Annotated in this window: 16 protein-coding genes; 9 read left to right on the forward strand and 7 right to left on the reverse strand. The window is 59.3% G+C overall.

The window, feature by feature from the left end:
• The 6 genes from K334_RS13595 to K334_RS0106000 form a co-directional block, all read right to left on the reverse strand.
• Positions 1 to 243: IS110 family transposase (locus K334_RS13595; RefSeq protein ID WP_036890043.1), on the reverse strand; the 243-nt coding region annotated here is incomplete at its 3' end.
• Between the two features lie 929 nt (positions 244 to 1,172).
• Positions 1,173 to 3,671, reverse strand: coding sequence for a zinc-dependent metalloprotease (locus K334_RS0105980; protein WP_025880998.1), 2,499 nt, complete (start codon positions 3,669 to 3,671; stop codon positions 1,173 to 1,175).
• A gap of 5 nt (positions 3,672 to 3,676) precedes the next feature.
• Positions 3,677 to 4,867, reverse strand: a complete 1,191-nt coding sequence (locus K334_RS0105985; protein WP_021588450.1) for an ROK family transcriptional regulator — start codon at positions 4,865 to 4,867, stop codon at positions 3,677 to 3,679.
• Between the two features lie 52 nt (positions 4,868 to 4,919).
• A complete protein-coding gene (locus K334_RS0105990; protein ID WP_025880997.1) occupies positions 4,920 to 6,011 on the reverse strand; it encodes an SGNH/GDSL hydrolase family protein in 1,092 nt (363 codons plus the stop codon).
• A gap of 94 nt (positions 6,012 to 6,105) precedes the next feature.
• Positions 6,106 to 7,506 carry a sugar porter family MFS transporter gene (locus tag K334_RS0105995; protein ID WP_027444670.1) on the reverse strand — a complete coding sequence of 467 codons (1,401 nt, stop codon included), beginning with the start codon at positions 7,504 to 7,506 and terminating at the stop codon, positions 6,106 to 6,108.
• 88 nt (positions 7,507 to 7,594) lie between these two features.
• Positions 7,595 to 8,701 (reverse strand): DUF4434 domain-containing protein, encoded by a 1,107-nt coding sequence (locus tag K334_RS0106000; RefSeq protein WP_027444671.1) that lies wholly within the window; start codon positions 8,699 to 8,701, stop codon positions 7,595 to 7,597.
• A 197-nt stretch (positions 8,702 to 8,898) separates the two neighbouring features.
• Between K334_RS0106000 and K334_RS0106005 the strand changes: the two genes are divergently transcribed.
• Positions 8,899 to 12,057 (forward strand): SusC/RagA family TonB-linked outer membrane protein, encoded by a 3,159-nt coding sequence (locus K334_RS0106005; protein WP_025880996.1) that lies wholly within the window; start codon positions 8,899 to 8,901, stop codon positions 12,055 to 12,057.
• Positions 12,058 to 12,073: 16 nt separating this feature from the next.
• Entirely contained in the window at positions 12,074 to 13,651 is a 1,578-nt protein-coding gene (locus tag K334_RS0106010; protein ID WP_027444672.1) for a SusD/RagB family nutrient-binding outer membrane lipoprotein, read from the forward strand.
• Here K334_RS0106010 and K334_RS15160 read toward each other — a convergent pair.
• Positions 13,642 to 13,788 (reverse strand): hypothetical protein, encoded by a 147-nt coding sequence (locus K334_RS15160; protein WP_155810161.1) that lies wholly within the window; start codon positions 13,786 to 13,788, stop codon positions 13,642 to 13,644. The two genes, K334_RS0106010 and K334_RS15160, sit on opposite strands and share 10 nt — an antisense overlap.
• 196 nt (positions 13,789 to 13,984) lie before the next feature.
• Here K334_RS15160 and K334_RS0106015 point away from each other — a divergent pair, with 196 nt between their 5' ends.
• The 7 genes from K334_RS0106015 to K334_RS0106045 all read left to right on the forward strand — a co-directional run bounded on the left by K334_RS0106015 (position 13,985) and on the right by K334_RS0106045 (position 26,037).
• Positions 13,985 to 17,203, forward strand: coding sequence for a SusC/RagA family TonB-linked outer membrane protein (locus K334_RS0106015; RefSeq protein ID WP_027444673.1), 3,219 nt, complete (start codon positions 13,985 to 13,987; stop codon positions 17,201 to 17,203).
• Positions 17,204 to 17,221: 18 nt separating this feature from the next.
• Positions 17,222 to 18,874, forward strand: a complete 1,653-nt coding sequence (locus K334_RS0106020) for a RagB/SusD family nutrient uptake outer membrane protein (RefSeq protein ID WP_025880995.1) — start codon at positions 17,222 to 17,224, stop codon at positions 18,872 to 18,874.
• Positions 18,875 to 18,915: 41 nt separating this feature from the next.
• Positions 18,916 to 20,607 carry a DUF5018 family protein gene (locus tag K334_RS0106025; RefSeq protein ID WP_025880994.1) on the forward strand — a complete coding sequence of 564 codons (1,692 nt, stop codon included), beginning with the start codon at positions 18,916 to 18,918 and terminating at the stop codon, positions 20,605 to 20,607.
• A 14-nt stretch (positions 20,608 to 20,621) separates the two neighbouring features.
• On the forward strand, positions 20,622 to 21,689 hold the full coding sequence (locus K334_RS0106030; protein ID WP_027444674.1) for a phosphodiester glycosidase family protein: 1,068 nt from the start codon (positions 20,622 to 20,624) through the stop codon (positions 21,687 to 21,689).
• A 77-nt stretch (positions 21,690 to 21,766) separates the two neighbouring features.
• On the forward strand, positions 21,767 to 23,161 hold the full coding sequence (locus K334_RS0106035) for an alpha amylase family protein (RefSeq protein WP_373277792.1): 1,395 nt from the start codon (positions 21,767 to 21,769) through the stop codon (positions 23,159 to 23,161).
• A gap of 3 nt (positions 23,162 to 23,164) precedes the next feature.
• Positions 23,165 to 25,024, forward strand: coding sequence for an FAD-dependent oxidoreductase (locus tag K334_RS0106040; RefSeq protein ID WP_027444675.1), 1,860 nt, complete (start codon positions 23,165 to 23,167; stop codon positions 25,022 to 25,024).
• Between the two features lie 17 nt (positions 25,025 to 25,041).
• A complete protein-coding gene (locus tag K334_RS0106045) occupies positions 25,042 to 26,037 on the forward strand; it encodes a metallophosphoesterase family protein (protein WP_027444676.1) in 996 nt (331 codons plus the stop codon).
• The last annotated feature ends 69 nt before the right edge of the window (positions 26,038 to 26,106 follow it).

The raw sequence follows: 26,106 nt of genomic DNA on the forward strand, positions 1-26,106 counted from the left end.
CATCCACAGCGTGCAGCCGTTCAGATGGAGGCGGTCGGCAAGGAGCAGGCTGTGGCTGCCGGTGTTTTCGCAGCAGAACAGGCAGTTCGAGAGTCCCTCACCGAGGTCCTGCCCGAGCCAGCCGAGCAGTTCGTCGCAGCCTGCTTCGCTGTTGGGGAACCGGCGGCATTTGCCGTCCATGACGGCCACGTCAAAGGTCTTCTTTGAGAAGTCGATGCCGATAAATACGTTCTTTTCTTCCATTTTGTAGGTCTTAATCGTTAACTTTGCCGGGAGGATTGACCGAAAAGCTGTATGTGCTAATGCTCTAAGTAGGCTTGAAGCCTGAAAATCTATCTGGCATTTGCAGCTTTGAGGGAGGGGGCTGTCGCCCTGCCAGGGTATCAAGGTACCATCAGGGTTGTTAGTCTTCATCCTCCCTCGGTTAATCCTTACCTTCACACAACAAAGGTAACAAAAATTAACCTCGTTACAATACCCTGCAAAGTTAGAGCAGGGGTGCGAGCGAAGCGAGCTACCCTGCCTAAGTTTTGGTGTTAGGGAGCTAGACCGAAGGTCTTGGTCTTTTTACATTTGAACCATCGCTTTTTGCGGGAAAGCCCGTTTTCAATCAATACACGTGCCCATCATATCTGCCTTGTTGCATGTGTCTTGCATGCTTCAAAATCAATTGGCAATTCCGACGGCTCACCCTTTATACCCAGCAACATCCACCACAAACTTAAAAAGACCAAGACCTTCGGCCTAGATGTCTCTGGCGCTGGGCAGATAGGGTAGCTCGCTTCGCTCGCAACCCTCCCCTCTAAAAAGACCAACCGCTGCGCGGTAGCCACACAACACCTCATTCAGACAACGACCAAAACCTTGCGTGGTCGAACGAACGCTACGCGGTAGCCCGCAACACCGCGTTTCCTATTCCCCAACCCGCCTTTGAAAGAGGCGATTTTCCGCCATTTCACCGCAAAAAGGGATGGCGGTGGGAGCTGTACGGCCGAAGGGGAAAGAGAAAAGACGCGCCCACGGGCGCGTCGTTGAACGTCTCAGACGACAAGGCGTCAAGACATGGGGATTTCGATGGGGACAGGTGGTGCATTCCATATCAGTCCGTCATACACGGGCGTCAAGACATGGGGATTCGATGGGGAACGCCGGCAGCCTGGCAGGACGGGGCGTCAGGCCTTCGTCTGCTTGTCGCGGATAAGCTTGATCTGCCGCAGCAAGTCCTGATAATGCACCTTGTCAATGCCGTTGCTCTTGTCGAGCTGGCCCTTGACAAAGGCTTCCACCTTGTCGAGGTGCACCGTCAGGTAGAGCAGCGCGTCAGTGTTGAACGACTTCAGTTCGCTGGCGGCCTTCGTCTCCTTGGCCGGCGGGTTCAGACAGCGGTCGATGTTGCCGACATAGAGGCGTTCTAGCGAGCGGCGGCACTTGTCGCCCAACCCGTCCGAGGCCGTCAGCGGCTTCCACACGGTGGAGAAGAGCTTGTCCAGATAGGTGTCCAGCCGCAGGGCCTTGGGCGACAAGAAGGAGTCGTCGTAGATTTTCGACAGCATGGAGAGCTTCATGGCGTGTTCCAGAAGGCGGCCCTGGCGGTTCAGGATGTCGCTCGACGGATTGACGCCGACCTTGTCGACGATGTTCGAAGGATAGAGCCAGAGCGGCGCCTCGAACACTTGGCGGCCCAGGAAGTCGAGAGCCTCCAGCTGAAGGGCCGCGGGCTGCAGCTCGAAAGGCTCCTTGCCGGGCATGTTGTTGAGATAGCGGCCGCCCAGATGCGTCGCCACATGGTTGCAATAGCGGCCGTACTGGTCGCGCACGCTGGCATACATCTCCGCCAGGTCGGTGTAGCGGTCGTTGTCCTGACGCGTCCATTCGGGCAGGCTGGCCACCACACGCTTCAGGTTCCTGATTCCGTAGTCGCTGGCCTTCATGCTGTTGTCGCCCAGGTCTTCGGTCTGTGAGCGCGGGTCTTCGTCCATGCCCTCGCCGCCGAACCACAGTCGCGGGTTGGCAGCCAGTATCCTGGTGGTCTCGGCCATCAGTCCGATTTTCTCGGCGTGCTCGTCCTTGAACTCGGGGCGATACTGATACCCCCACTTGATGGCCCATTTGTCGTAGTCGTTGACACGTGGGAAGAGACCTTTCGGCCCTATACCGTCCTCCGGCTGGGCCACGTAGTTGAAGCGGGCGTAGTCCATGATGCTGGCGGTGTGGCCATGGCGCTCCACCCAAGCCTTGTCGCGAAGCTTCTCCACGGGCGTCGCCCAGCTGGCCCCCATGTTGTGGCGCAGTCCGAGCGTGTGTCCCACCTCGTGACTCGACACGAAACGGATGAGCTCGCCCATGAGCTTGTCGTCGAAACGCATGCTCCTGGCACGCTTGTCGAGCGGCCCGCACTGGGTCATGTACCACTTGGTGAGCAGGTTCATCACGTTGTGGTACCAGCAGATGTGGCTTTCGACGATTTCGCCGCTGCGCGGGTCGATGATGTGCGGCCCGTAGGCGTTCTCTATCTCGGCCGGCAAGTAGCGCAGAAAGCAGAAGCGTGCGTCGTCGGGGCTGATGTCTTCGCCCTTCGGAACCTCCCTGGCGGCAATCGCGTTCTTGAAGCCGGCGGCCTCGAAGGCCACGTTCCAGTCGTCGATGCCGGCCTTCAGATAGGGCACCCACTTCTTGGGTGTGGCGGGATCGATGTAAAACACAATCTGTTTTTCAGGCTCGACGAGCTTTCCCTGTGCGTAGGCCTTCTTGTCCTTGGGCACCAGCCGGAAGCGTGCGGCCACGCGCTCGGGGTCGGTCTTGTGCTGGTCGTCGTCGAAATAGGTGACGGCGGTGGTGAAATAGCCCACACGCTTGTCCCAAAGGCGCTTCCGCATGGGCGTCTTGGGCAGCAACACCATGCTCGTGTTGAGACTCAGGGTGACGTTGCCGGTGGCGGTGGCGGGTATCTTGTTGGACGGCGTGGCGCTGTAGGTGCGCGTCGAGCGGATCTCCACGTTGATGGGGAAGGTCTTGATGGTGTCGATGTAGGAGCGGTCGGACTGCATGCCGCCAATGCTATACTGCTTGGAAGCGCTGGAGGGCATGCCCATCGAGTTGTTGTCGCGCATCAAGTAGGACGACACCTCTATGAGATTCATGCCCTGTCGGGGGTTCTTGCCGATGATCTTGAACGCCGCGATGATGGGGGCGACGGTCGAAGCCCGCAGCGTCTGGGCGATTCTGGTGTTGGAATCGGCCTCCTGCGACGTCGCGTAAGCCCGCAGATAGAGCGTCTTGGCGTCGTGTTTCTCGAAGTAGACGGTCTCTCTGTTCACCTCTTCGCCGCTGAACTTGCCCACTCCCTGGGGCACCCCGGTGAGTCGGGTGACGGCGAGGATGTAGCGGCCGAGCAGCGAGTCGGGCACGTCGAAGTACCATTTGTCCTCGATATGGTGCACGTCGAAGAGTCCGCGCTCCAGACTGACGCTCTTCTTGATGAGTTCGGCGTATTCGTCCTTCTCCTTTTTCTTGTCAGCAGCCTTGTCTTCTTGCTTCTCTTTGTCGGCCTTGCCGTTTGCCTTCTTCACTTCTTGCTGTGTGGAATCGGCCGAGGCAAACGTCACCGCACCGGCATTGAGGGGCAATGCCAGGGCGAACAGGCCTATCAACAGCTTGTCTTTGATGATCATGAGGTTTATTGGAGTACGTTGTTGCGGGCCAGCATGCAGGCGCCCACGACGCCTGCGCGGTCCTTGAGTTTGGAAATGCAAAGTTGGGTGTCCCTGTTCACGAGGTTGAGTGAGTACTTCAGGACGGCCGAACGCACGGCGTGGAGAATGAAGTCGCCGGTCAACGAGAGCGTTCCGCCAAGGATGACGAGTTCGGGATTGAAGAGATTGATGAGTCCTGCCACGTGCATGCCGAGGTTGTGGCCTATCAGTTCGAGGATGTCGATGCAGAGTGGGTCCTCCTGGTTGGTGGCTTTGACGAGGTCGTGGAGCGTGATTCCGTCGCCGGTCTTGGTCTTCAGTATCGAGGTTTCGCCGTTCCTGATGCGTTCTTTGAAGATTCTGTAGAACGCGGAGCCAGACGCTTCGGTCTCCAAGCAGCCCTTCTTGCCGCAACGGCACAGGATTTCGTTGTCGAAAGCGTGCATGTGACCGAACTCTCCCGAGAATCCCGACTTGCCTTTGTAGAGGTTTCCGTCGATGATAATGCCGAGACCGAGGCCCCAACTGACGTTCAGGAAGAGCACGTTCTTCTCCCCCTTGGCGCAACCCTGCATGTATTCGCCATAGGCCATGGCCCTGCTGTCGTTGTCGATGGACACGTCGCAGCCCACCTTTTCACTGATATAAGCATTCAAAGGCATTTCGGAGAAGTTGTAGAAGCTGTAGCTGTAGCCCGTATCGGGGTTCACCCGGCCCGAAACATTGATGTTGATGTTGAGCACTTTCTCACGGGGGACCTTGATGCGTTCGATGAAATGGACGATGTGGCTGCACAGTTCGTCGAGCGACGCCTGCGTGTTGTCGCACTCGAACGGCTCGTCGTCCATGAGGTCGACCAGGTCGCCGCGGAAGTTCATGAGTCCGATGCTGAGCGAGTTCTGCTTCATGTCGACCCCGATGAAGTAGCCCGAATCGGGATTGAGGCCGTAAAGATTGGGTCGGCGGCCCTCCCCTGTCTCCAACTTGCCGTATTCCAAGACGTATCCTCCTGCACTCATCTCGTTGATGGTCTTGGCCATTGTGGGAATACTAAGGTTGAATTCCTTGGCCAAGTCGTTTGTAGTGGAATTGCCATTCTGGATGAAATAGCCCAGAATGTTGCTTTTCAGAACGACATTCTTGCTGTCTTTCTCTTTTTCAAAAAGGTTCGTCATATAACGAAAAACAATTACTGATGGCGACAAATATACAAAATAATTTTCTGAATCAGAACAAATCCGCCAGATTCCAATGGGTGATTGCGGAGATTTGGGGTATCAACGCCATGGCGATCTTGCACTGTCCCTGGTAGTTGGGGTGATAGTCGGAGCCTGTGTCGGCCGCTTCGGTCACCATGCCGGCCAACGAATTGGCCATGTAGACGCCGGAATACCTGTTCGTCAGCCGCTCGCGCAGATAGCCGAGGGCGGCCTGCAGGTAGCGACTGGCACTGTGGGGGGTGACGCAGAGCACGGGCACGTCGCCGTAACGGGCGCGGATGTTGTCGATCATCTTCAGGTAAGCATTCACATACTGTTCGGGCGTGGGCTTCACGAGAGTGGAGAAATCGTTGGTGCCGAGGTTGATCAGCACGATGTCGGGCCTGCGGCAATTGCCGAAGTCGTAGGGCGTGCGGTTGAAGTCGTCGTAGAGCTGCATGCTGCGGGTCGACATGTTATGGCGCGACAGCTGCACGGAGTCGTTGTAGTTGCGCACCATCCCCATGCCCGAGTGGGCGATGAGCCGATAGTCGGCGCCGAAGTAGCGGGCGATGATGCAGGCGTAGGCCTTGTCGCAGTTCTCCGTTTCGAGTCTGAAACGCTCGCGGGCGTTCTTGCCTTCGGCTCCGTAGCCGCAGGTGTAGGAGTCGCCGTAGACCTCGATGAGCCGCTCTCGGGGCGCCACGGCCTGCAACCGGGCGCCGGCGGCCACGTGGATGGCGCTCACGGTGGTGCATCCGAACTCGCCTTCGGTGCATTTCTGCAACTTCAGCGTGTGCTGACCCTTGCTCAAGCCGTCGACCAATGTGACGAGCCGGCGGTCTTTTCCCGTTATCTTCAGCTTGCGGATGAAGCGGTCGTCTATATATATATTATGGTAGCTGGTGCCCGTTTCGGCCACCTCCACGGCGATGCGGCCGCCCGTGAAGCATGTCTGCATGTAGACGCCGACCCAGTCGTAGCGCACACTGCCGTCGCCGAGGGTCTCTGTTCGGCCTGTGAATGAAACTGCCGGGTCGTCGGCTCTGACGACGCGGTCGGCTCCCGCCATCAGCAACGCCTGCATGACGAGGGCCGTGAGCAATAGAATTCTTTTCATGTCGTGTATCTATAAATTGAGAGTTGAATGTTTGGAAAAGGCTTTGCCGCCTACACTTAGGCGGCAAAGATAAGCATTTTTTCCGAAAACGGCGTCATTTCACCGGCGTGCGGGTCCAATATCGCTCGATGTCCTCAAGCGACATGCCGGCCGTTTCGGGCACGAGCCGCCACATGATGAGCATGTAGGGCACGCACATCACGGCAAAAAGCAGGAACGTTCCGGCAGGTGTGAGGTTGGCCAACATCCACGGCGTGAGCTGCCCGATGAGGTAAGTGCCGATCCAAAGGGCGAAGCCGGCGATGGACATGGCCAGCCCGCGCACGCTGTTGGGGTACATTTCGGACAGCAACACGAACACCACGGCGCTGATACTGACGGCACAGCAGAAGACATAAAGCAGGAAGAAGGTCAGCATGAAATGCACGCCGAGGTGCAAAGAAGCACCGAAAGCGAAGTAGACGGCAATGAGAATGAGGCACAATATCATGCCCGAAACACCGTAGTAGATGAGCTTCTTGCGACCCACACGGTCGATGATGAACATCGCAAGCACCGTTGTCAGCGCGTTGACCACGCCCACGAGCACCTGGCAGAAGAGTGGATCGTCCATGCCGGCGTCCTTGAAGATGGACGGACCGTAATAGAGTACGGCGTTGACACCCATGAACTGGCCCAGAATGGCGATGCAGACGCCGATGACGACAGCCTTCAGAATGCCCGGCCGCAGCAGGCTGCGCCACTCCGACTTGGTCTCCGCCGAGACGGTGGAGCGTGTGTCGGCGATCTGCCGCTCCACGTCCTCGGGCCTGCGGTAGATACCGGAGAATATGACGGCGGCCCGACGGTCGTGATTGCGGGTGATGAGCCAGCGCGGACTCTCGGGGATGAAGCACAAGGTGAGCACGAAGAGCAGGGCCGGAAGGGTTTCCATGCCGAGCATGCCGCGCCAAACCTCACCGACGAAGATAAGCTGCAGCCAGTCGGAAGTGAAGGAAGCGGTGCGCGAAAGGTCGAGCAACAGGTAGTTGACGAAGTACGCCGCGAGGAAACCCACGGTGACGGCGAGCTGATAAAGCGACACCATTTGTCCGCGATAGCGGGTGATGGCGATTTCGGAAATATACACGGGAGCCACGATCGACACGATTCCAATGCCCAGTCCGCCGATGATGCGATAGGCCACGAGCCATCCGAAGTCGGCACTGACGGCACAGCCGGCGGCCGAAACGGTGAACAATACGGCCGAAACGAACATCGTGGGACGCCGCCCGAGCTTGTCGCTCATCACGCCGGCAAAGGCCACGCCCACGATAGAACCTATCAACGCGCAGCCCACATACCAACCTTGTTGAATGACATCAAGCCTGAACTGGGCCGTCACTTGGTCTATCGTACCCGAAATAACAGCCGTATCGTAGCCAAACAGCAAGCCGCCGATGGCGGCTACAAATGCCAGAAAGAAGACGTATCCTAACTTTACTTGTTCCATCATTTTGAGGTTTGTTTTTAATTGAGAAGTTCAGACAGGGAAAAACTGTCCTATTTGTCCGACCAATCCAGCCTGTCTGATTCTTTACTCTTTAGATTCCGAAGTATTCTCGATAGCGGTCGTAGAGGTGACCGGCCTGCAAATAAGCCGATTGAGGACTCATGAAATGGGAAAATTCGAAAGTAATGGCCTTGTCGTAGCCACACCGTTTGGCCGCCTCCAACTTCATGCGGAGCTTGTCGAACTTGATGGGCAGGAAGTTGATGGGCATGTCGCGGTCGAAGGTTTCGGCATTAGTCCAGCACTGCATGCCGTAGCGGTCGGCCAGTTTCTTATTGACGGAGAAGAAGGCATCGAGTTCGTCGTAGTCGATATGCCCGTCCTGGAAGGCGCAGGCGTCCACCACGTCGTGTATGCCGTCGAAGATTTCGTTCCATTCGCGCTCATGCTCCTGCACGCTCACGGCCTGGTCGTTGGTGAGTTTGCCCGTTCCCTGCACGGCTTTCTTGCCATCTATCCACGGCGAGATGAACACCGGCAAGCCACCCGACACGTCCTTGCACTGTTTGCCCATCGTGTGGAACGTGGGAATGCAGCCCTTCGTCTTGCGACTTATCTCGGTACTGATGTACCATCCCTTGAAACTCTTGTGATGACCGTACATCTTCCACGCCTCGTCAATGACATATCGGTTGTCGTCGATTTCCTGTTGCATGTCGCCCGTGTCCCAGTAGTGACCCGAATCGTAAAGTCCGAAGTAGAATTTCATGTCGTATTTGTCGGCCAAACGCAAGAACATGTCGATCAAATCGACCGAAGGCATGTAGCAACCCTTCTTTAATAAATAAGGTGAAGGGTAGGTGATGAACTTCCGGTAGCCCGACCTGATGTCGATGACGGTGTCTATCCCGATGGCCTTCATGTGCCGGAAATCCCGGTCCCACTCCTTCTCGCCCCAGTTCTGATGAGGTATGTCGTGCGAAATCTCGTCCAGAAAGGTTCCCGTGATGCGCATGCCGGCGGCCTTGGGTACGATGAGCCGGCTCTCGCCGTCCGTCACTTGGGCGCGGCTGTTGCCCACCCGCCACTTTCCACGGCCCCGCGGACCTTGCGTTTCGCCTCTCAGCAACTGTGGCGACACTACTGTGGCAGCACCGGCCAGCAGCAGATTCTTGATAAAAAGTCTACGATTTAACATAAAAAAGAGATGTATTACATGGATTTAAATGGTTATTTTATGCGTAATCGGGCGAAATTTACAAAATATTTAAATAAGAACCAAAACTTTTTAGAAAAACTTTTGGAAGTTATTTACAATTCTTTTATATTTGCAACGAAACTAAATGGAAATACACCAACGCATTATTAAAAGTCTAATCAAACCGTTTAACAGCCATGATGAATAAGAAACTATTACTCAGCTTACCAGCCATTCTCCTGGGTGGCATGCTGCTTGCGGCGACACAGTCGGCCTACGCCGTCCCCATGTCACCCGAAGCGGCAGAGACACAGCAACAGGTGAAGGCCGTTGTCGGCATTGTTCTCGACGAAACGGGCGAACCCGTCATCGGTGCCAGCGTTTTTGAAGAAGGCACGAAGAACGGTGTCGTCACTGATTTGGATGGCAAATTCTCCATCAATGTGAAAGCGAATGCCCGCCTGACGGTCACCTACGTGGGCTACACCCCGCAGACCGTGGCCCTCGGCGGCAGGAATACACTGCGCATCGTACTGGCTCCGGCCAGCAACGAGCTCAACGAAGTCGTCGTCACCGCACTGGGTATCAAGCGCGAGAAGAAAGCGCTGGGCTACGCCATGCAAGAGGTGAAGACCGACGGACTGATCGAAAACAAGTCGTTCTCCGTGGCCAACATGCTTCAGGGCAAGGTGGCCGGCGTGCAGATAGCCCAGTCGGGCACCGGACTCGGCGGTTCGACGCGCATCGTCATGCGTGGCCTCAACTCGCTGAGCGGCAACAACCAGCCGCTGTGGGTGGTCGACGGTTTCCCCATCAACGACAGTTCGGTGGAACAGGCCGATCAATGGGGCGGTTCCGACTATGCCGGCGCGGCGTCGGAAATCAACCCTGAGGACATCGAAAGCATTTCCGTGCTGAAGGGAGCCAACGCCGCGGCCCTCTACGGCTCACGCGCGCAGAATGGCGCCATCGTCATCACGACGAAGAAAGGCCGCCGCGGACAGCCGCTCCGACTGGAATACAACGGCACGCTGGACGTCACGACCGTCTATTCGCCCTACGACTACCAGAACATTTACGGCCAAGGAGCGGCCGGAGCCTATGACAGCAGCGCCAAAGCCAGCTGGGGACCGAAGATGACGGGCCAGACCGTGGAGAACTGGCGCAAGCTTTTCTACGGCGACGACCGCTACTCTTCCTACGCGCTTACACCGCAGAAAGACTACATCAAGGACTTTTATCGCACGGGAGTGTCCTACTCCAACACGATAACGGCCACCTCCGGAGGCGAGAACATCAGCGGCAGACTGTCGTTCACAGACACCCGTGCCGACGACATCACGCCCAACTTCAACCAGAACCGGCAGTATATCGACTTCCATACGGAGATGAACAACAAGCTCATCACTGTGGGAATCAAGGCCAGCTACATGCACCAGAAGACCAACAACCGCCCCGGACAGGGTGAATACGGCCAGATGGTGCAACTCGTGAAAATGCCCCGCGGCATTCGACTGAGCGACTTGGAGAACCCGAGAGGTATCGGGGCCTACATCAACAATGCCGAAAACTGGTCGGGACCGAGCGACAACTTCTCCAACCCCTACGCCCTCTGCGCCACAGAAAACGGCAACAAGGTCGTGCGCAACCGCTTCATGGGCCAGCTCAGCGCCACCGTCAGGTTCACCGACTACCTGCGGCTGACGGGCCGGGCCGGCATGGACTGGTACAACGACGCCATCAAGAACTACAACACGTTGCCCGATCCGACGTCCACGGCGTCGCAATATATCAAAAGCAGTCAGACCAACCAGGAGTTCAACGCCGACCTCATCCTCTATTTCGACAAGCGTTTCGACGACTTCTCCGTCAACGCCAACCTCGGAACTTCGGTGGAGAACACGAAGTACGACGCCCTTTCCAGTTCGTCGGGACGCTTCGCCATCCCGGGCACCGTCACCCTTGCCAACGGCCTCACGCAAACGACGAGCGAGGGATTCTCGAAGAAAGAGATTCAATCCGTGTTCGCCCAAGCCACCTTCGGCTACAAGAGCATGGTCTACCTCGACCTCACCGGCCGCAACGACTGGTCGTCGACGCTGCCTGCCAAGAACCGTTCCTACTTCTATCCCTCGGTCAGCGTGTCGGGTATCATGAGCGAAATGTTCAAACTCCCCGACTGGATGAACTACTGGAAGCTGCGCGCCTCGTGGGCCATGGTGGGCAACGACACCGACCCCTATCAGCTGGCCACCCTCTATTACCTGTGGACTACGGGTGACAAACTCGACGCAGAGGGCGACAAGGTGAACCCCAACATCATCAAGGAATACCTCAGCAAGACCAAGGCCCTGGCCGACTTGAAACCCGAAAAGACCAATTCGTTCGAGATAGGAACCGAATTCCGCTTCTTCAACAACCGTCTCGGACTTGATTTCACCTATTATAATACGAACACGAAAGACCAGATTCTCAGCGTCGGCATGCCCGGTTCGTCGGGCTATACGGCCAAGAGTATCAACGCTGGTGAAATCAAGAGCCACGGATTCGAGCTCATGCTCAACGGCACCCCCGTGCAGACGAAGGACTGGCAGTGGGACTTGAACCTCAACTGGGGCATGAGCCGCACCACCTGCGAGAGCCTCACGGAGGGCATTTCACGCTTCACGCTGGGCGAAACGCGTATCGCCAAGGTCGTCGTTTCGAGCGGCGGCAAGTATGGCGACATCGTGGGCAAGGCCTTCAAGCGCGACGCCAACGGCAAGATCGTCGTCAATGCGAGCGGTCTTCCCGAAGCGGTTGAAGACCAAGTGGTCGGCAACATGACTCCCAAGTGGACTGGTTCCGTGGGCAGTTCGCTGCGCTACAAAGACCTCACATTCAGCTGTCTGGTCGACATTCGGCACGGTGGCGAGTTCGTGTCGGTGACCGACGCCTACGCTTGCCAGCAGGGAACGTCGTCCCGCACGCTGAAGGGACGCGAGGCAAACGACCTCATCGTGGTTGACGGCGTGACCGAAAGCGGACAAGCCAACACCGTGGGCGTCACCTCCGAAGCCTACTGGAACGCCATAGGAGGCCCCACCGGCGTGGCCGAAGCCTTCATCCACAGCGGTTCATACATCAAGATGCGCGAGCTGTCGCTGGGCTACATCCTACCCCAGTCGTGGTTCCGCAACACGCCCATCAAGTATGCCAAGCTCTCATTGGTGGGCCGCGACCTCTTCTATTTCCACAAGAATGCGCCCGTCAATCCCGAAGGCGCCTTCTCACGCAGCGACTACGCGCAGGCTTTCGAGCTGGCTTCACTGCCTCCTACACGGAGCTTCGGCCTCGCACTCAACGTTAAATTCTAACCAAACCGAACCGACTATGAAACGTAATATCATCAAAACTATAGGACTTTTCTGCATCGCCGGCATGGTCATGGGGTGTACGGGCGACTACGACAAGATCAACACCGACCCCACAGGACTCACCGACGGAGACCCCGGCTACATCCTTCCCTACATGATGGAGCAAGGAAGCCGCATGGGTTCGTGGGAATATCAGGTGGGCGACAACCTGCACACCAATCTCTACGCGCAGTATTTCGCCAACTCGGCCGCCTACTTCAACTCCGACAACTACACTTTCCGAAGCGATTGGGTGACCGACGGCTTCTGGAACAGCTACTACGTGGGCGTGCTGAAGCAGTTCAAGAACGTGAAGGAAATCGTGGTCGAGAAGCCACAGTACGACAACATCTACCAGGTGATGCGCATCTTCACGGCCCGCTGCACGGCCCAGACGACCGACATGTTCGGCGACATCCCCTACACGGAGGCCGCCACGGGCACCAGCAACGCCAAGTATGACAGTCAGCAAAGCATCTACACCGACCTGTTCAAGGAGCTGACCGAGGCCGTCACGGCCCTCAACGCCCACAAGGACGACGCCGCACAGGCGAAACTGGCGACCACGCAGGACCTCGTCTACCAGGGCGACCTCGCCAAGTGGATTCGTCTGGCCAACTCGCTGCGCCTCCGCTACGCCCTGCGGCTGGCCTACGTCGACGCCGCCACGGCCAAGAAGGAGGCCGAAGCGGCTCTCGCGGCCCCCGGCGGACTGCTCTCCGGCAATGCCGACAACGCGGGGGTCTACATCTCGGGCACCGGTTCCAACGGCTTCCCGCTCTTCCAAATCTCCGGATGGGGTGAGTTCGCGATGAGCAAGACGATGGAGAACATGCTCAAACAGACCGGCACCGTGCTCGACCCACGCACCACTTTGTGGTTCGGACACACGCCCGGCTCGACGGCGGCGTCGCCCAAATTCCAGGGCGTGGCCAACGGACTGCCCTCCGACAACATCCCGGCCGGCGACGAACGCTCCTACGTCTGGGGCTACCAGTACATGCCGGGCTGGAACAGCGCCGACAACAGCGAGTCATCCTTCTGCATCTCACGCCCCATGAAGCTGATGGACTACGCCGAAGTGTGCTTCCTCAAGGCCGAGGCGGCCCTTCGCGGCTATACCGGAGCGGGCGATGCGCAGCAGAACTACCTGGCCGGCATCCAGGCGTCGTTCGACAACGAGCGGACCGGCGTCGACGCAAAGTACTACACGACAACCTCCGACAACACCTACAAGACCACGGGCGGCGTGGCCTGGACGGCCGAGAGCACCATGGAAGGCCACCTGAAGCAAATCCTGACGCAGAAGTGGCTGGCCCTTTATCCCGACGGCGTAGAGGCCTGGACGGAGTTCCGGCGCACAGGTTACCCTGCGCTCACGCCGGTGGTGCAGAGCTTGGAGAGCACGTTGCCGCTGGGAACGTTCGTCAAGAAGCTTAAATACGTGGACGACGAGACCCGTGACAACCCCAACGCCAAGGACGCTTCGCTCAACGGCGGCAAGGGCGACGGCATGGCCGTCCGCGTCTGGTGGGACACCGCCCGCTACAACTGACCCCATCGACACTCCCCGTTGCGGAGGAAAAGCGACGGCTTCAGCCTCCGCAACGGCTTCTTCCATAGAGACTTGACCACGACCGCACGCCTGTTTTCGCCCGACGCGAAAGCCATCGGCACGCCACCGTTTTCCAAAAGGGCTGCTTTCAGCAGCTGAAAGCAGCCCTTTTACCTTGCAAAAGGACAGCTTTTACACGCTAAAAGGGCTGCTTTTGCAACACGAGGGGACTGCTTTGGGAAAACAGCCGCGGCCCGGCCTGACTACAACGAAAAAACATTGTGAAGCCGAAGAGGCTTCATCCAACTTAAACTATCAACCAACCAACCTTTAATGTCCATGATGAATTTCAGCTTATCAACAGGAAATTCAGTCTTTCCGAAGACTTTGACGCTGACACTGGCCCTGCTGTTCGCCCTCGTTCTCGACGCGGCGGCACAGACGGTCAGGGGCGTCGTGAAAGACGCAGCGGGCACATCGCTCCCCGGAGTGACCGTGCTCAGAAACGGAGACGTCAAGAACGGTGTCATCACCGACCTGGACGGCAACTACAGCATACAAGCGAACAGTGCCGACTACTTGACGTTTTCGTATGTAGGAATGAAGACCCAGCGTGTCAGGGTGGGCAACCGCCGCACCATCAACATCACGCTGGCCGACGAGTCGTCGACGCTCAACGACGTAGTGGTCGTGGGCTACGGCACGGCCAAGAAGCAGTCGCTCACCGGAGCCGTCACGGCGCTCAAGGGCGACGAGCTGCTGAAGGCGCCGTCGACCAACGTCGCCAACATGCTGGGCGGCCGCATGGCCGGTCTGACCTCCGTGCAGACCTCGGGCGAGCCGGGCAACGACTTCGCCGCGCTGCGCATCCGCGGCTCGCAGTATGGCGCGCTCTACATCGTCGACGGCGTGGCGCGCTCGATGAACGACATCGACCCCAACGACATCGAGAGCATTTCGGTGCTGAAAGACGGGGCCGCGGCAGCCGTATATGGCCTCAACGCCGCCGGCGGCGTGGTCATCATCACCACCAAGAAGGGGCGGCAGGGCAAGACGCGGGTGTCCTACGACGGCCAGTACGGTATCTCCGTCAACGCCAACTTCCCCACATTCATGAACGGACCGGAGTACGCCGACTACTACAACATGGCCGACCTGATGGACAAACTCACCGGAACGACCCTCAAGTCGCGCGACCAGTACACGCCCGTCTTCACCAGCCAACACATCAAGGCCATGCTCAACCACGACCCGACGGACGGCTGGGACAACGTCGACTACATAGGAAAGGTGTTCGGAACGGGCCACAACCAGAAGCACAACGTGACCCTGGAGGGCGGATCCGACGACATCCACTACTTCCTCTCGGGCGGTTTCATGAGCCAACAGGGCAACATCGCCAACTTCAACTACCGTCGTTACAACGTCCGTGCCAACATCGACACGAAGGTGGGACGCGACTGGAAGCTGACGTTCGGGGCCGTGGGCACCGTGGGCCGACGCCAGACACCGGGATATTCATCGGGTGGTGCCGACGACGGAAGCCAAAGCGATGAAGAAGAAGTAGGATGGCTTTCTATCGGGCACCAAGCTATTATGATGCACCCGTTTCTGCCCGAAAAGCACAAGGGACTGTACACAGGAACACTGCCCAACAACGCCGGCGTTTCCTATAGCCCCCTCGCGGCTATCTACGACTCGGGCTACGGACGCACCCACAGCTTCGAACTCAACTCCAACTTCAGCCTGCGCTACGACGCCCGCTGGCTCCGGGGCCTGTCGTTCGCCTTCACCGGCGCCTACGACTACCTGAGTTCGCAGAGCAAGAACCTGGCCACGCCCTACAAGACCTACACGATGTCGATGGCGTCGGACAACTTCGGCACCTTCATCCTCAACGACGACCCGCGCAACTCGGCCGAAACGCTGAACCACGTGAGCGACGGACAGTACACCACCCAGAAGCTCACGGGCCAGTTCCGCCTGGAATACGCCCGACAGTTCGGCCGCCACAACGTCGACGCGATGGGCCTGCTGGAAATCAACGACTACAAGAGTTCCAACTTCGCGGGCTACGTCGACCACGTGCCTTTCCCACAGATAGCTGACCTTTCCTACGGCCAGGCCATCACGAGCAGCTCCCCCGTCTCGGGCGTCAACAACCACACGCGCACGGCGGGCTACGTGTTCCGTCTGAAATATGACTACGCCAACAGATACTTGGCCGAGTTCAGCGGCCGCTACGACGGCTCCTACCACTTCAGCGGCTCGGGCAAGCGCTGGGGCTTCTTCCCCTCCTTCTCCGCCGCCTGGCGCGTTTCGGGCGAAGACTTCATGGAAGGCGCCCGGGGATGGCTCGACGACTTGAAGGTGCGCGGCTCCCTCGGACTGCTCGGCAACGACAATGTGGCGGCCTATTCCTACCTCAGCACCTACGCCTTCGCTACGCAACGGGTGTTCGACGGCACGGCCTACAGCTCCATGTATACCAGCGGCATTGCCAATCCCGCGCTGACCTGGGCCAAGACCCGCACGACCAACATCGGCCTGAACGCCACCTTGTGGCACGGACTGCTGGGCCTGGAGTTCGACTGGTTCTACAATCTCAACTACGACCTGCTGGCCTCCAACAGCGGCGGCAAGGCCCCCTCGATGGGCGGCTACTACCCCACCTACGTCAACAACAACCGCTACAGCAACTACGGTATCGACTGGACTGTCTCCCACCGCAACCGCTTCACGCTCGGCGGCAAGCCTTTCGACTACAACGCGAGCGTCAACATGACCTATGCCAAGAGCAAGTGGCTGCGCTATCAGGACGACCCCAACGCCCAGGAGTGGCGCAAGGTGGTCGGCACCAGCGTCGATGCCTACAGCGCCTGGGTGGCCGAGGGGCTCTATCGCTCGGAGGAGGAGATCACCAAGTCGGCCTGGTACGGCTCAAGACCCAACCTGGGCGACATCAAGTTCAAGGACTTGAACGGCGACGGCGTCATCAGCGAGCAGGACAAGGCCCGCATCGGCCGCAGCAACCGCCCGCAGATCATGATGGGTCTCAGCCTCGGCGCGCAGTGGAACGGCTTCGACTTCAATGCGCTCTTCACCGCCGGACTGAAGTTCGACGTGTCTTTGCTCGGCACCTACTACAACGGTTACGACGACAACACGGTGTGGAGCCAGACCTTCAAGGAAGGCGCCAACTCGCCGTTGTGGCTCGTGCAGAACTCCTACAGCCTGGACAATCCCGACGGAAAATACCCCCGCTTGACACTGGGGAACGTCAGTCATGGCGGTGCCAACGGCCTGGCGTCCACCTTCTGGATGAAGAAGGGCGACTACCTGCGGTTCAAGGACTTCCAAATAGGCTACACCCTGCCCGCCACTTGGCTCAACGCCGCCGGCATTCAGAAGGTGCGCTTCTTCGTGGAAGGCTCCAACCTCTTCACCATCGACAACCTTCCGACAGGCGTCGACCCCGAGTCTCCCCGCGTCAACAACGGCTACTACCCCCAGCAGCGCACGTTCCTGGGTGGTGTCAACATCACTTTCTAACTTTAAAAGGATACATCTATGAAAGCTAAATATTTAGGTCTCTGCTTGCTGGGAGCCTCTCTGGGCCTGTCGTCCTGCAACGATTTCCTGGACCTGAAGCCTTCCGACAAGGCCACCAACAGCCTTGTGTGGAGCTCGTCCACCAACGCGCAGATGGCCATCGACTATTACTACTGCCTGCTTCCGGCATTGAGCAGCTTCGGCACGTACCAGTGTTCGGTGGGCATGGCTGAGGGATTGACCGACGAATTCAAGTACGGCAACATGACATTCAATGCCTTGATGTACATTCCCAACGAGATTTCCTACGGCGGACTGCCCCTGACGGCGGGCTACACGGACACCTATCTGGGCGTGTGGGAAAGCACCTACGAGAACATCCGGCGCATCAACGAGTCGCTGCAATACCTGCATCGCAGCAGTTTGGGCGAGAATGACGTGAAATACTTCGAGGGACAGCTGCGCTTCTTCCGCGGCATGTGCTACTTCGAACTGCTCAAACGCTACCACCAGGCCATCCTCTACACCGAGGACTTGTCGCAAATCAGTACCAACAAGAAGCTCGACAGCGAGGAGGAAGGCTGGAAGTTCGTGCAGGCCGACCTGAAGTTCGCCGGCGAGAACCTGCCCGTCAGCGCGTCGGCGACAGGCCGGCTGACCAGCGGAGCTGCCTACGCGCTGCTCTCCAGGGCCATGCTCTATTGCAAGGACTGGACGGCCGTGAAGGAAGCGGCCGAGAAGGTCATCGCCATGAAGTACCAGCTGACCGGCAATTACGCCGACGCCTTCACCGGCGGCAACTCCGAGGCCATCTGCCAGTACACCTACGACTCGAAGATAAGCCTCACCCACTCCTTCGACACCTACTATGCGCCGGGCGGCGACAAGGCCCTGGACGGCAACCAGGCCGACGGCGGCTTCGGAACGCCCACCCAGGACATGGTGGAGGAATACGAGATGACCGACGGAAAACGCTTCGACTGGGCCGCATGGCACGAAGCCGCCAAGACGGGAACGACGCAAGCGCCGCCCTACGACAAGCTGGAACCGCGCTTCAAGGCCACCATCCTCTACAACGGAGCTACGTGGAAAGGCCGCAAAATAGAGCCTTTCGTGGGCGGAACGGACGGCTGGTGCCGCTGGGAAGCCGACCCCAAGACCAACGGACGCACCACCACGGGCTACTACCTGCGCAAGCTGGTGGACGAAAACCACCACTTCACGGCCGTGCAAAACAGCACACAGCCCTGCATTGTCATCCGTCTGGCCGAGGTATATCTCAACTATGCCGAGGCCTGCTACCGACTGAACGCCGCCGCCAAGGCCCTGGAATACCTCAACAAGGTGCGCGAGCGCGTCGCCCTGCCCAAGCTGACGGGCCTCAGCGGCGACCGCCTTTTCGAGGCCCTGCGCCACGAACGCAAGGTGGAACTGGCCTTCGAGGGACTCTACTACTGGGACATGCGCCGCTGGGAGCTGGCCGACCAGACCTTCACGGGCATTCGCCGGCACGGCCTGAAGATTGAGAAGATGGGCGACTTGTACCGCTACACCTACGTGGATGTCGACAACCAAGACCTCAACTTCCCCAAGAAGCTCTACCGTCTGCCCGTTCCGGTGGGCGAACTGAACAACAACAAGGAGATCGACCAATTCCCCGAATGGAAATAGAACTGTGTCATGAACCCGCAAAACATCAACATTTCAAAGTTATGAAAAAGCAATTCCTATATATCGGCGCCTTCGTGGCGGCACTCCTCTCGCTCGGCAGCTGCGCCGAAGAGGAGCACGTGGACGCCACCGCCGACCGGGCAGGCATCTCAAGCCTCACGGCCTACTTCACGTCGGGCACCTATGTGGACAAGGCCGTCGTGACCTGGCAGCCCCAGAACAGCAACGACATCACCGACTACGTGATTCCCGTGCCCTGGTATTACCCAGAAGAGAGCGACAACACCACAGAGAAGGACATGTCGCAGTTCAAGATTGTGGCCACACTGGAGAACAACTGCAAGATCGACCCGCCCATCACCGTGCTCGACTTGACCCAGAAGAACGCCTTCACCTACACCAACCCGTATGGCGAAAGCAAGCAGATCACGATCTCGGGACAGCGCGTCAAGTCGTCGAAGTGCGCCATCAAGTCCATCCTGGTGCAGCCGGGCTACCTGCAGGGCGTCATCGACGAAGACAAGAAGACCATCTCCCTGCTCACCGCCGCCGACCTTTCCGACATGACGGCCGAAGTGGTGCTCGACCCGCACGCCACGATTTCGCCCGACCCGGCCCAGCCCCACGACATGAACGACGGCTTCCAGTTCACCGTGACGGCCGACAACGGCACCGACAAAAGCGTCTACAAGGTCATCAAACACATACCGACCAAGATTCCATCGGGCATTCGCACGGGCAGCGAACTCAAGCTTTTCGAGAACGACATGACGATGTTGGGCGTGGCCACGCCCAACAACACCCACCCGACGCTGGCCTCCATCGGCAGCTTCGTCGTCCTGAACCTCGGCGACGGCTCCGCGCCACAGTACTTCCGTAAGGTGACGGGCACCAAACTGGGCGCCATCAACCTCGGAGCGGCCAAGGCCGACGGCGCCATCACGAGCGACTGCGCCGGCAACATGCTCATCTGCAACTACGCCGCCAGCGGTTCCACGCTCAACATCTACAAGACCAACGACGTGACCAAGGCCCCCGAACTCTTCATCAGCTATGCCAACAACCTCGGAGTGGACATCGGCGCGCGCCTCCACGTGCAGGGCGACCTGGCCCACGACGCCATCGTCACCGCCACGCCGAACGTCTGCCAGAACGCCATCCGCTGGATTGTGAAGGACGGCAAGGCCGGTCCGGCCGAGAACATCCTGTTCGGCAGCGTGCCGGCATGGGGCGGTCTCGATGGAATCAGCAAGGTCTGTGCCGCCGGCACCGACGTGAAGGACGGCTGCGTGTTCAGCTATTACGGCGACGGAAATTGCCCGGCATACTACGCTCCGGCCTGGAGCGGCGCCAAACAGATACTCTCTGCCAACAGCAACGAGAAGGGCTGGGGCTACAATACGGGTGCCGCCGACATCCGGGCGTTCAACAAGAACCGCTACTATGCCATCTACGAAATGGGCTATTGGCCCAACTGGGGCTTGCCGGGACATGTCTACATCTACGACGCGGGCGACCTTTCATCCATCAGCGGCAACGTCAACACGAGCAGCGCGCTGGCCTCCATCATCTCCACGCCCGACCTCTACGGATCCGTGGGCTACGCCGGTGACAACCGCTTTGCCGACGTCCTGGTGACACCGTCCGAGGATGGCTACTTCCTCTACGTGTTCTACGCCTCCAACACCCACCTTTCCTTCGGTGGATATCAATTCGACTGCTTTGACAAATAACCAATATGAAACGTATGAAAAGACTTCATTGCCATATTCCGGTGCTCCTCTTGCTGCTCGGGCTCTCCGTTCTCACGGCCTGCAACAGCGACGATCATGAGGACACCATCGCCAACTGGAAGTGGGACAAGGGCCTACAGCCCGAGGAGAACACCGACATCACCCGCCTGGGGTGGACCAACGTGAACGCCGACTACGGCCGGTTGCCGGCCTACATCAACGTGTACAAGGCCGTGAAGACGCCCGACGACAAGCCCGCCGTGGCCTTCATCGCCATTGCCGAGCTGGGAACCGACAAGGCAAAGTTCAGCGTCAGCAACGACATTCACTGGAGCAAGAAGGCCGGCGCCAACGGTAATGAGAAGCTGTTCACGCCCACCGAGTTCTACAACAACTACGAATCACCGGTCGTTGTCATCAACGGTGGCCTCTTCTTTGAGTCCGGTGGCTTCTACTACTCGCAGAGTTCGTGCTACAGCGAAGGCTCCATGCTCAGTCCGAACCAGAACTATTGGTCGGAGAACTGGACCGACTTCTGGTATCCTACGATAGGTTTCTTCTACCAGGACAAGGCCGGTGAGTTCCACGCCACGTGGACTTACTACGCCAGCGACGGCAAGGACTACAGCTACTCGGCCTGCAAGAAGATTGACAAAACCAAGCCCGAGACGACTGCCCCCGACGCCAACTCGCCCTCGAAGGGCACCGTCATGAACGACGGGACGGCCGTCTACGGCATTGGCGGCGTCAGCGTGCTGCTCCATGAGGGCAAGGTGATGAACACGTGGGCCGACGAACTGCTCGACGTGGCGGCCAACTCGGCCCAGCCCCGCACGGCCATCGGCTACGACGCGGCCAAGAAACGCCTCGTGTTCTTCGTGTGCGAAGGTCGCCGGATGACGCCCGACGTCCTGGGAATGACCACCGCGCAGGTGGCCGACATGCTGAAAGCCATCGGCTGCACCGAAGCGCTCAACCTCGACGGGGGCGGTTCGAGCTGCATGCTCATCAACGGCAAGCAGACCATCAAGCCGAGCGACAAGAAAGAACGCGCCGTCATCGACGCCTGTTTCATCAAATGATAAGTTTCTTCTGTAACCTGGGGAGGGTGGCCGCATGAGCCGGTCGTTCTCCCCTTTGCCTCCTTTTTTATATGAATATGCTATCCATGATTCAGACACTACTGCTCAGTTCACTGCTTTTGTTCAGTTCCTGCGGCTCGGGCGACAAGCCCGACAACGGCGGAACGACACCTCCCACCCCCACGCCGGGCGGCGAAACCGTCCATAAAGCGGCCAAACCCCGCTACATCTGGATAGACGCGCCGGCCAACTTCAGCCGCTTCGCCAACAGCAAGGAGAACATTCGGGAAGACCTGAAGAAGGCGAAGGAAGCGGGATTCACCCACATCGTGGTCGACGTCCGCCCCTACACGGGCGACATTCTCTTCAAGAGCGCCGCCGGCCACGCCGTGGAACAACTCGACTACTGGGAAGGTTCCGCCTACAAATACTACAAACGAACGGCCGACTGGGACTATCTGCAAGCCTTCATCGACATCGGTCACGAGCTGGGACTGCGTGTAGACGCGGCCATGAACACCTTCGTGGGCGGCTCGATGAACCCCTACGGCCTCGGCGGACAGGGCATGCTCTTCCGTGAAAGCGGCAAGAAGGGCTGGGCCTCGACCTACTATCTCGGCTCGGGGCTGACCAACGGCATGGACCTACCGGTCGACGCGGGCAACTACTACGCCACGCGCTTCCTCAATCCGTGCAACGACGACGTGCAGGCCTACCTCCTCGACCTCATCGGCGACCTGGCCCGCTACGACCTCGACGCCATCATTCTCGACCGTTGCCGCTACGACAACCTGCAGGCCGACTTCTCCGACGACGCCAAGACGAAGTTCCAGGCCTACATGAAGGCCAAGGGTGTCACGTCGTTCGCCTTCCCCCAAGACGTGGCCAAGGCCGGTTCGGAGGGCTACGCGGGCCAACCTGCCTACTTCAAGGACTGGCTTGCCTTCCGCGCCAAGACCATCTACGACTTCATGGGCAAGGTGGTGGCGCGCGTGCGGAGCGTCAACAGCGACGTGAAAGTGGGCGCCTACGTGGGTGCCTGGTACGCCGACTACTACCATTCGGGCGTCAACTGGGCCAGCCGCGACTACGACCCGTCGGTCGACTACCCAGCCTGGGCCAACACAGACTACCACAAATACGGCTTCGCCAACAAGCTCGACGTGCTTCTTCTGGGCTGTTATGCGGGGGCCTCGTCGGTCTACGGCACCACCGAATGGACCATGCAAGGCTTCTGCACGCAAGCCGCCAAGAAGTTGAAGGGCGACGTGAAGTTTGCGGGAGGCCCCGACGTGGGCAACCCCGACGGCTTTCCGGGCGGCAACCAAGCCACGGCCGTCACCAATTCGGTCGACGCCTGCATCAACGCCGGCGACGGTTACTTCGTCTTCGACATGGTCCACATCCGCCAATTCAACTACTGGAACGCCCTGAAAGCGGGCATAGACAAATACCTGAACAGCCTGAAATAAACGATGCGACGGTTCTTTTTCTTCCTTTTACTGCTCCTGGGACTGACCGCCCACGCCGCTCCGGCCGACGTCAAGACCTACGACGTGCTGGTGGTGGGGGGCGGCACGAGCGGCGTTTGCGCCGCCGTACAGAGCGCACGCCTGGGCAGCCGCACGCTGCTGGTGGAGCGGACGCCCTGGCTGGGCGGCATGCTGACGGCGGCGGGGGTGAGCGCCACCGACGGCAACTACCATCTGCCGAGCGGCATGTGGGGTGACTTCCAACAGGCGCTGATTCGCCATTACGGTTCGGCGGAGGCCCTGCGCACGGGCTGGGTCAGCCTGATCCAGTTCGAGCCGTCGGTCGGCAACGCCATCTTCCGGCAGTGGGTGGAGGGCGAAAAACGGTTGCTCACCTACCTGCCCGAGACCGAATGGACCGCACTGAAGCGGCTGAAGGACGGCTGGCAGCTGACGCTCACGCGCCACGGCAGGCGAACACGGGTGAAAGCGCGCTACGTCGTCGACGCCACCGAGCTGGGCGACGTGGCCAAGGCGGCCGGACTGACCTACCACGTGGGCCTCGACGCCCGCCGGGACACCCACGAACCCATGGCCCTCACGCAGCGGCAGAACCTCATCCAGGACATCACCTACGCCATGACGCTCAAGGAATATGCCGAGCCGAGGCCGACGGCGCGCCCCGAAGGCTACACGCCGATGGAGTTCCGCAACTGCTGCGTCTGCGCCTACAACGACTCCGTGCTGCCCCAAAAGCCGTGGTCGAAGGAGATGATGTTGAACTACGGCCGGCTGCCCAACGGCAAATACATGATCAACTGGCCCATGTGGGGCAACGACATCTACCTGAACGACATCGAATGCAGCCCCGCCGAGCGCGACAGCCTGCACCGACAGGCCAAGCGGAAGAGCCTGCGCTTCCTCTATTTCATGCAACACGAGCTGGGCTTCGACCGCCTCGACCTGGCCGACGACGAGTTTCCCACGCCCGACCGGCTGCCCTTCATGCCCTACTACAGGGAGGGACGACGCTTCGACGGTCGGATTCTCTTCACGCTGAACGACATCCTCGACCCCTACGGGCGCCCCTCGCCGCTCTACCGAACGGCCGTGGGCGTGGGCGACTATCCCGTCGACCAGCACCACAACGAGCGGCCCGTGGACAGTCTCCACCTGCCTTCCATCCCCTCGTGGGGCCTCCCCATGGGCGTGTTCTTCCCCAAAGGCGAGCCTCGTCTGCTGCTGGCCGAGAAGGCGATATCGGTGACCAACCTCGTCAACGGCACCTCGCGGCTGCAACCCGTGGTCATGCAGATCGGCCAGGTGGCCGGAACGCTGGCTGCCATGGCCGTTCGCGGGCGGACACTGCCCCAGCGGCTGTCGGTCAGGGCGGTGCAGACGCAACTGCTCCGCACGGGCAACTACCTGCTGCCCTTCCTCGACGTGCCGAAAGACGACCCGCGCTTCCGCCCTTACCAGCGCATCGGTGCGACGGGACTGCTCCACGGCGTGGGCCGCCATGTGGACTGGCAGAACGAGTGTTGGCTGCAAGCCGACAGCCTGTTGCGCCGCCGCGACCTGCAACCGCTCGGCGACTTCTATGGCCTGACGGAACGGTTCGACGGTGACAAGCCCGTTTTCATCCAAGAATTACGGGCCTTGCTCGGCCGCATCGCCAAGGAAAAGCGACTCCGTCTCTCCGCCCCCATCGAGCGGCTGACGGCCGACTGCCTCCGCCGATACAGCTTGTCTCCGACCGAAGGGCCCATAACCAGGGGTGCCTATGCCCTCCTGCTCGACCAAATCCTCCACCCCTTCGAGAGCGTCGACGTAGACCTCGAAGGACAATTCATCAGAAAATAAACCATCAATCATCACCTATGAGAAAAATACTGGCCCTCGTGGCCTTCTTCGTTGTTTGTTGGAATGCCTCGGCACAGGAACTGCGGTTCCGTGCCGACGGCACTTTCAAGATCGTGCAGCTCACCGACCTCCACTATCAGCTCGACAACCCCAAGTCGGCCCCGGCCTTGCAGAACATCGACAACGCGCTGGTGGGCGAACGCCCCGACCTGGTGGTGCTGACGGGCGACATCATCTACTCGTCGCCGGCCAAGGCCACGTTGCTCAAAGTGCTGGAACGGCTGGCCGCCCACAACATTCCGTGGGTCTATGAGTTCGGCAACCACGACTACGAACAGGGGCTTTCCAACCGCCAGCTCTACGACATCGCCCGAGAGGTGAAGGGCTGCGCCATGCCACCCGTCGCCGCCGGGCAGGAACTCGACTTCGTGTTGCCCGTGCGGTCGCACGACGGCAGCCGTGTGGCGGCCAACCTCTACTGCATGGACTCGCACGCCTACGCGCCCAAGGGCTACAAGACCGACGGCTACGCCTGGTTCACCTTCGACCAGGTGGCCTGGTATCGCAGCCAGGCCCGGGCCATCAAGGCGGCCAACGGCGGGCTGCCGATTCCGGCCCTGGCCTTCTTCCACATCCCACTGCCCGAATACCACGACGCCGTGAGAGACGAGAACGCCATCCTGACGGGCACCCGTCAGGAGGCCTGCTGCTCGCCACGGTTCAACTCGGGCATGTTCGCGGCCATGTATGAGGGCGGCGACGTGATGGGCATGTTCGCGGGTCACGACCACGACAACGACTATTCCGTCATGTGGCACGGCATTCTGCTGGCCTACGGACGCTTCGGCGGCGGCAATACCGAGTACAACCACCTGACACCCGGTGCCCGAATCATCATCCTGAAGGAGGGCCGGCGTGCCTTCGACACCTACATTCGGCAGATCGACGGCACAGTCGTCAACCGCTCCTCCTACCCTGCCAGCTATGTGCAGGACGACTGGCGCAAACGCTGAGCCCTCCTCTTCTTTTCAAAAGCAGCCCTTTCAGCGTGTAAAAGCATAGCGATTGCACGCTGAAAGCAC

The organism is Segatella baroniae DSM 16972 = JCM 13447 (genome assembly GCF_000426585.1).
In the GTDB taxonomy this organism is placed as follows: Bacteria; Bacteroidota; Bacteroidia; order Bacteroidales; family Bacteroidaceae; genus Prevotella; species Prevotella baroniae.

Excerpts from the sequence above, each read along its gene's own strand:
- K334_RS0105980 (WP_025880998.1), bottom strand. The coding sequence starts at position 3,671 with ATGATCATCAAAGACAAGCTGTTGATAGGCCTGTTCGCCCTGGCATTG.
- K334_RS0105985 (WP_021588450.1), bottom strand. The coding sequence starts at position 4,867 with ATGACGAACCTTTTTGAAAAAGAGAAAGACAGCAAGAATGTCGTTCTG.
- K334_RS0105990 (WP_025880997.1), bottom strand. The coding sequence starts at position 6,011 with ATGAAAAGAATTCTATTGCTCACGGCCCTCGTCATGCAGGCGTTGCTG.
- K334_RS0105995 (WP_027444670.1), bottom strand. The coding sequence starts at position 7,506 with ATGATGGAACAAGTAAAGTTAGGATACGTCTTCTTTCTGGCATTTGTA.
- K334_RS0106000 (WP_027444671.1), bottom strand. The coding sequence starts at position 8,701 with ATGTTAAATCGTAGACTTTTTATCAAGAATCTGCTGCTGGCCGGTGCT.
- K334_RS0106005 (WP_025880996.1), top strand. The coding sequence starts at position 8,899 with ATGATGAATAAGAAACTATTACTCAGCTTACCAGCCATTCTCCTGGGT.
- K334_RS0106010 (WP_027444672.1), top strand. The coding sequence starts at position 12,074 with ATGAAACGTAATATCATCAAAACTATAGGACTTTTCTGCATCGCCGGC.
- K334_RS0106015 (WP_027444673.1), top strand. The coding sequence starts at position 13,985 with ATGTCCATGATGAATTTCAGCTTATCAACAGGAAATTCAGTCTTTCCG.
- K334_RS0106020 (WP_025880995.1), top strand. The coding sequence starts at position 17,222 with ATGAAAGCTAAATATTTAGGTCTCTGCTTGCTGGGAGCCTCTCTGGGC.
- K334_RS0106025 (WP_025880994.1), top strand. The coding sequence starts at position 18,916 with ATGAAAAAGCAATTCCTATATATCGGCGCCTTCGTGGCGGCACTCCTC.
- K334_RS0106030 (WP_027444674.1), top strand. The coding sequence starts at position 20,622 with ATGAAAAGACTTCATTGCCATATTCCGGTGCTCCTCTTGCTGCTCGGG.
- K334_RS0106035 (WP_373277792.1), top strand. The coding sequence starts at position 21,767 with ATGCTATCCATGATTCAGACACTACTGCTCAGTTCACTGCTTTTGTTC.
- K334_RS0106040 (WP_027444675.1), top strand. The coding sequence starts at position 23,165 with ATGCGACGGTTCTTTTTCTTCCTTTTACTGCTCCTGGGACTGACCGCC.
- K334_RS0106045 (WP_027444676.1), top strand. The coding sequence starts at position 25,042 with ATGAGAAAAATACTGGCCCTCGTGGCCTTCTTCGTTGTTTGTTGGAAT.